Here is a 6,019-nt window from a genome sequence, read left to right as displayed (position 1 = left end):
GCATTAATGTAGAGAAATATGTAATTTGGCTGCACTAAGTACAACCAAGGTTGGATCCCTGCATACCAATCAACAACATTTGGATGGGGGCACGTTTGCATTGGGTTTATCAACTTACTACAGTGTGCAAGTGCGTGTGTAGGCTCGGTTTGAGTAAGTGTTTGAGCGAGTGTTTGAGTGAGTGTTTGAGTGAGTGTTTGAGTGAGTGTTTGAGTGAGTGTTTTGAGTGAGTGTTTGAGCGAGTGTTTGTTCGAGTCCAGTGTGTGTTCAAGCAGTGCTATATTGCACTTTGTGCAACTTGAAAGCGCTTTACACGCTTCACTCCCTCGCCTCGTTGCACTTTTTACAACCATTTGACCTCTAAATGGCTATTTTGCCCCCTGCTCCCCCCAGATGGTTGTATTTTGTACAACGGAGCGGCTGTTTTACAGGGAAAATATGTGTTTTGGTTGCACTAAGTACAACCTAGGTTGTACAATTGTTTACCACATTCCGGCAAACAAAAAAACGAGTCCTACTATCGAAGAATCGATAGCTAGGAACTCGTTTTATGTAACACGTCTTACTCGTTGCCGATATACGAAGCATATTCATCAGCTGTCAGCAAACCTTCGAGCGCATCCGCGCCGGATACCTCGACCTCAACCATCCAACCTTCGCCAAAAGGCGCACTGTTTACCAGCTCCGGTGATCCTTCCAAAGAGCCGTTCACAGCTGTTACTTTGCCGGAAACGGGCGAGAAAATGTCGGAAACCGTTTTGACGGATTCCACGCTGCCGATGCTTTCATTTGCGGTAATGGATGCTCCAGCCTTAGGCAGTTCAACAAACACAATATCTCCCAATTGATCTTGGGCAAAATCAGTAATACCTACACGAACAACCGTGTCTGACAGCTTTTCTACCCACTCATGTTCTTTGGTGTATAACAAATTGGCTTGTACGTTACTCATCGTTTTACGCCTCGCTTACCAGCAAATTTTGCTTTTAGCTTAATCTAATGGGAACATCAAAGTCAAGGCGGACGAAGGTAAATTTTATGAAAAGTAACAATTGACAATTCACACCTTCATAGGCAAAAATTAATACAATACTACAAATTGAATATTGGCGAATGATGGTGCAGGGAGAGACCGCAGTGAACGATCGCGGCGCCGAAGGAGTAAGCCGAGTAACGGTGAATCTCTCAGGCAAAAGGACTTGTACCGGACGCAACTCTGGAGAGCTTCGAATGACCGCGCATGCGGAAACTCGGACACCAAAGGGGAAACTTGACGGCCAGATACATGGGTCTAATCGAGGTAACTCTCAGGTAAAAAGGACAGGGCAAAAGGTATGTTTGTGTTGCATATCTTTTGCTCTTTTTTGTATTTTGGGCAAGATATGGGATGTACAAAATCGAAGGTGAGGTAAACGCATGCTGAAACGAACACCGCTCTTCCCTGTATATGCGGAGCATGGAGCGCGAGTTATTGACTTTGGAGGCTGGGAGCTGCCGGTGCAGTTCACAGGTATTCAAAAAGAGCACGATGCCGTCAGACAGCAAGCCGGGCTTTTTGACGTGTCGCATATGGGAGAAGTCCGGGTTACCGGGGAAGACGCCCTCTCTTTTCTGCAAAAGATCACCACGAACGATGTGGCAAAGCTCGAAAACGGGCAATGCCAATACAGCCTCATGTGCTACCCGGACGGCGGTGTCGTTGACGATCTGCTCGTTTATAAACGAAGCGACAACAACTACATGCTGGTCATTAACGCCTCCAATATCGACAAGGATATGGCATGGATGCAGCAGCATCTTATTGGCCGCACCGAAATCACTAACATATCCGATGAAACCGCTATGCTCGCTTTGCAAGGTCCCCACGCCGAACGGATTTTAGCCAAATTGACAGACGCTCCTATTCAGACTTTGAAAACGTTTCGTTTCCTACCCGACGTGAAGGTAGCCGGTATTAACACCCTACTATCCCGTACAGGTTATACCGGAGAAGACGGATTCGAGCTGTACGTCGATAGGCACGATGCCGTTCAACTGTGGAAACTCCTCCTGGAGGCAGGTCAAGAACAAGGGCTCGTACCGGCTGGCTTGGGCGCTCGCGATACGCTGCGTTTTGAAGCGCGGCTTCCCCTTTACGGGCAAGAGCTCTCCCAGGATATTTCGCCGTTGGAAGCCGGACTGAACTATTTTGTGAAATTAGATAAAGGGGATTTCATCGGGCGTGATGTGATCGCTGGGCATAAATCGAACGGCACACCGCGCAAGCTCGTTGGCATTGAGATGATTGACCGTGGCATTCCACGGCCGCATTACAAGGTTTTCACGACGGAGGGTGCTCCTATCGGGGAAGTCACAACGGGCACACAGTCCCCTACGTTCAAAACGAATGTGGGCCTTGCTTTAATTGATTCCGCCTTCAGTGCGCTGGGCACGGAAGTGAATGTGGAAATTCGCGGGGCACAGGTCAAAGCGAAAGTCGTGGCCACCCCTTTTTATAAAAGAAAGCCGTAACCCGGAGAGGAGCACGCCCCCACCATGAAGCATCGTTATTTGCCTATTACCGAGCAAGATCAGAAAGATATGCTGGCGACAATCGGCATCTCCTCGATGGAAGAGATGTTTCAAGATATTCCGCAACAGGTTCGCTTTCAAGGCGAACTGAACGTATCGAAGGCGCTGGATGAGCAGGGACTGCTGCGCTACATGCGCGGCCTATCCAGCCGCAACGCCGACTTTGACCGCTACGCCAGCTTCCTCGGCGCTGGCATCTACGATCATCACCTTCCCGTGGTGATCAATCATGTCATCTCGCGCTCGGAGTTTTACACCGCGTATACGCCTTATCAGCCGGAGATCTCCCAAGGGGAGCTGCAGGCGATTTTTGAATTCCAGTCGTACATTTGCGAGCTTACCGGCATGGCCGTAGCGAACGCCTCGATGTACGACGGCGCCACGGCGCTGGCCGAAGCCGGCGCCCTCGCCAGCGGAGCGACGAAGCGCAGCCGTCTGCTCGTCTCCCGCGCGGTGCACCCGGAGGCGCGCGCTATCTTGCGCACGACCGCCCGCGGGCTGAACTTGGAAGTGGTCGAGATCGGCCTCACACCGGAGGGTGTGACGGATCTCCACGACCTCGCTTCCAAGGCCGAAGGCGCCGCCGCCGTCATCCTCCAATCGCCGAATTTCTTCGGCTGCATGGAGGATATCGGCGCTGCAGAACCGATCGCGCACGGCGCGGGCGCCCTGCTTGTCGTGAGCGCGAATCCGCTCACGCTCGGGCTGCTCGAAGCGCCGGGCAAGCTCGGCGCTGACATCGTTGTCGGCGACTGCCAGCCGCTCGGCATCCCAGCTGCGCTGGGCGGGCCGACGTGCGGCTACTTCGCCGTCGCCGAAAGCTGGATGCGCCGCATGCCGGGGCGCATCGTGGGCCAAACCGTCGACCGCGCCGGCAAGCGCGGCTTCGTCTTGACGCTCCAAGCGCGGGAGCAGCACATCCGACGTGAGAAAGCCACGTCGAACATCTGCTCCAACCAAGCGCTTCTCGCGCTTTGCGCATCCGTGTACTTGTCCACGATGGGCAAACAGGGCATTCAGGACGTTGGCAAGCTCAACGTCCAAAAAGCTCACTACGCGGCGAAACGCCTCACCGCGTCCGGCAAGCTCTCGCTGCCGTTTGCAGGCAGCTTCTTCAATGAATTCGCCGTCAAGCTTCCGGACGGCGCGAATGTGCAGGAGCTGAGCAGCAAGCTCCTGCAGCACAACATCATCGGCGGCTACGATCTTGGCCGCGATTATCCCGAGCTCGCCGGCCATATGCTAATCGCCGTCACCGAGCAAAGAACGCGCGAAGAAATCGATGCCTTCGCTGATGCACTGGAGGAACTCGTATGACAACAAGTACGAATGAAAACAACATGAACGTGAAAAATGACGGCAAAGCCCTCATTTTTGAAATGAGCCACCCGGGCCGTGTCGCTTATTCCCTGCCGGAATCCGACGTGCCGGAGCTGGATTTGAACGATGTTTTGCCTTCCAAGTTCCAACGCAAAAGCGCCGCGGAGCTGCCGGAAGTGTACGAGGTGGATGTCATCCGCCACTACACAGCCCTCTCGCGCCGCAATTTTGGCGTGGACAACGGCTTTTACCCGCTTGGCTCGTGCACTATGAAATACAATCCCAAAATCAACGAAGACGTCGCCCGCTTCCCAGGCTTCGCCAAAATACATCCGTACCAGCCGGAAGAATCGCTGCAAGGCGCCCTGGAGCTGCTCTACAACCTCCAAAAGGACCTTGAAGCCATCACCGGCATGGATCGCGTCACCCTTCAGCCCGCAGCAGGCGCACATGGCGAGTGGACCGGACTCATGATGATTCGCTCCTACCATGAAAGCCGCGGCGAGAAGCGGACCAAGGTCATTTGCCCGGACTCCGCACACGGCACGAATCCAGCCAGCGCTACGGTCGCAGGCTTTGAGACCATCACAATCAAATCAAACGAACGCGGTCTCGTGAATCTCGATGAGCTTCGCAAAGCCGTTGGACCGGACACAGCCGCCCTGATGCTCACAAATCCAAATACACTCGGCTTGTTCGAGGAGCAGATCGTAGAGATCGCTGAGATCGTTCATGCTGCAGGCGGACTGCTTTATTACGACGGCGCTAACGCGAATGCCATTATGGGCATTACCCGCCCCGGCGACATGGGCTTCGACGTCGTGCATCTCAACCTGCACAAAACGATGAGCACCCCGCATGGCGGCGGCGGTCCAGGCGCCGGCCCTGTCGGCGTCAAAGAAAAGCTCATTCCGTTCCTGCCTACGCCGCTTGTCGCTCAGAAGAAGGACGGCAGCTTTTACTTTGATTACAACTACCCGCAATCGATCGGCCGCGTAAAAGGCTACTACGGTAACTTCGGCATCCTCGTCCGCGCCTATACCTATATCCGGACGCTCGGCCCGGAAGGCCTGCGCAAAGTATCCGAGTTTGCCGTACTCAACGCCAACTACATGCTAGCCAGGCTGACGCCTTACTTTGATGTGCCGCATCCGCGCTTCTGCAAGCACGAATTCGTACTGTCGGGCAACCGTCAGAAGAAGCTTGGCGTACGCACTCTCGATATTGCAAAAAGATTGCTTGACTTCGGCTATCATCCGCCGACGATCTACTTCCCGCTTAGCGTCGAAGAATGCATCATGATCGAGCCGACTGAGACGGAAAGCAAACAAACGCTGGACGAATTCATCGACACAATGATCGCTATCGCCAAAGAGGCCGAAGAAAATCCCGATATCGTTAAAAATGCGCCATACACCACCGTGGTCAGCCGCATGGACGAAGCGCTTGCCGCCCGCAAACCTGTCCTGAATTGCAGCTGCGGATAAAAAGATGGGGCTGCCCTGGAAGTCTTATGATCCTTAGACTTCTAGGGCAGCCCCTTTTCTTACTTATTGACTTCGTATAAATAGAAGACCCAATCACTTGAAGCCCCCGCATGTCCCAGCTGACGGAGCATTGAGGAAATATTGCCGCGGTGGTAGGTGCCATGATTCACGATATGCTGAATTAATTCTTGAATGCTGGCATTCAGCACGCCAAAGGTTGGATGCGGAAACTGCTTATTCGCCTCCAAATCGTCGACACCATGCAGGAAAACGCGATATTCCTCGGCTTTTTCCCAATACGCTGCTTGCAGCTCCTTCAGACTTTTACCCGCTGTTTTAGCTTCAATCGTGCCTAACAGCTCTATAATCTGCTCATAGCTGTTTCCCATCATGCCTGACAACCAAACTGCATCCACCTGATAAATGTGCACCAACCCGTTGTAAATCGTCGGAAACACATTGCCAAGCTCCTGATGCAGGACTTCCTCCGGCAATTCCGCCAGCCGTTCAAATACTTTTTTATTGGCCCAGACGTGATAATCATAGGTTTTGATCGTTTGTTCTCTCATGCTTCATCATCCTCCTCAGAATGCAACGCTGTGTTACACATGAGCTCATTGTACCTCGGCTTCACTGACAAA

The 6,019-nt window shown here is 53.0% G+C and carries 5 protein-coding genes and 1 riboswitch; of the genes, 3 read left to right on the top strand and 2 right to left on the bottom strand.

Annotated elements, in window-relative coordinates:
* Positions 1-562 precede the first annotated feature (562 nt).
* A complete protein-coding gene (gcvH, locus tag AC3WTJ_RS16385; RefSeq protein ID WP_127458654.1) occupies positions 563-952 on the bottom strand; it encodes a glycine cleavage system protein GcvH in 390 nt (129 codons plus the stop codon).
* A 161-nt stretch (positions 953-1,113) separates the two neighbouring features.
* Positions 1,114-1,211: riboswitch (glycine riboswitch) on the top strand.
* 205 nt (positions 1,212-1,416) lie between these two features.
* Here gcvH and gcvT point away from each other — a divergent pair.
* Genes gcvT through gcvPB form a run of 3 tightly spaced genes read left to right on the top strand, consistent with a single transcriptional unit; the run spans position 1,417 to position 5,378 of the window.
* Positions 1,417-2,511 carry a glycine cleavage system aminomethyltransferase GcvT gene (gcvT, locus tag AC3WTJ_RS16380; RefSeq protein ID WP_492522655.1) on the top strand — a complete coding sequence of 365 codons (1,095 nt, stop codon included), beginning with the start codon at positions 1,417-1,419 and terminating at the stop codon, positions 2,509-2,511.
* A gap of 24 nt (positions 2,512-2,535) precedes the next feature.
* The gene (gene gcvPA / locus AC3WTJ_RS16375; RefSeq protein WP_492522654.1) at positions 2,536-3,888 is read left to right on the top strand and encodes an aminomethyl-transferring glycine dehydrogenase subunit GcvPA; all 1,353 of its coding nucleotides are present in this window, start codon (positions 2,536-2,538) and stop codon (positions 3,886-3,888) included.
* Positions 3,885-5,378 (top strand): aminomethyl-transferring glycine dehydrogenase subunit GcvPB, encoded by a 1,494-nt coding sequence (gene gcvPB / locus AC3WTJ_RS16370; RefSeq protein WP_492522653.1) that lies wholly within the window; start codon positions 3,885-3,887, stop codon positions 5,376-5,378. The genes gcvPA and gcvPB overlap by 4 nt, the downstream gene beginning before the upstream one ends.
* Positions 5,379-5,437: 59 nt before the next feature.
* On the opposite strand, the gene AC3WTJ_RS16365 is transcribed toward gcvPB, so the two are convergent.
* Positions 5,438-5,947 (bottom strand): DinB family protein, encoded by a 510-nt coding sequence (locus AC3WTJ_RS16365; RefSeq protein ID WP_492522652.1) that lies wholly within the window; start codon positions 5,945-5,947, stop codon positions 5,438-5,440.
* Positions 5,948-6,019: the final 72 nt, after the last annotated feature.

This window comes from Paenibacillus sp. FW101-FHT12H11 (assembly GCF_058790355.1).
Note: the sequence above shows the minus strand (reverse complement) of the source record. Positions and strands in the feature narration are given on the sequence as shown.

Excerpts from the sequence above, each read along its gene's own strand:
- AC3WTJ_RS16365 (WP_492522652.1), bottom strand. The coding sequence starts at position 5,947 with ATGAGAGAACAAACGATCAAAACCTATGATTATCACGTCTGGGCCAAT.
- gcvPB (WP_492522653.1), top strand. The coding sequence starts at position 3,885 with ATGACAACAAGTACGAATGAAAACAACATGAACGTGAAAAATGACGGC.
- gcvPA (WP_492522654.1), top strand. The coding sequence starts at position 2,536 with ATGAAGCATCGTTATTTGCCTATTACCGAGCAAGATCAGAAAGATATG.
- gcvT (WP_492522655.1), top strand. The coding sequence starts at position 1,417 with ATGCTGAAACGAACACCGCTCTTCCCTGTATATGCGGAGCATGGAGCG.
- gcvH (WP_127458654.1), bottom strand. The coding sequence starts at position 952 with ATGAGTAACGTACAAGCCAATTTGTTATACACCAAAGAACATGAGTGG.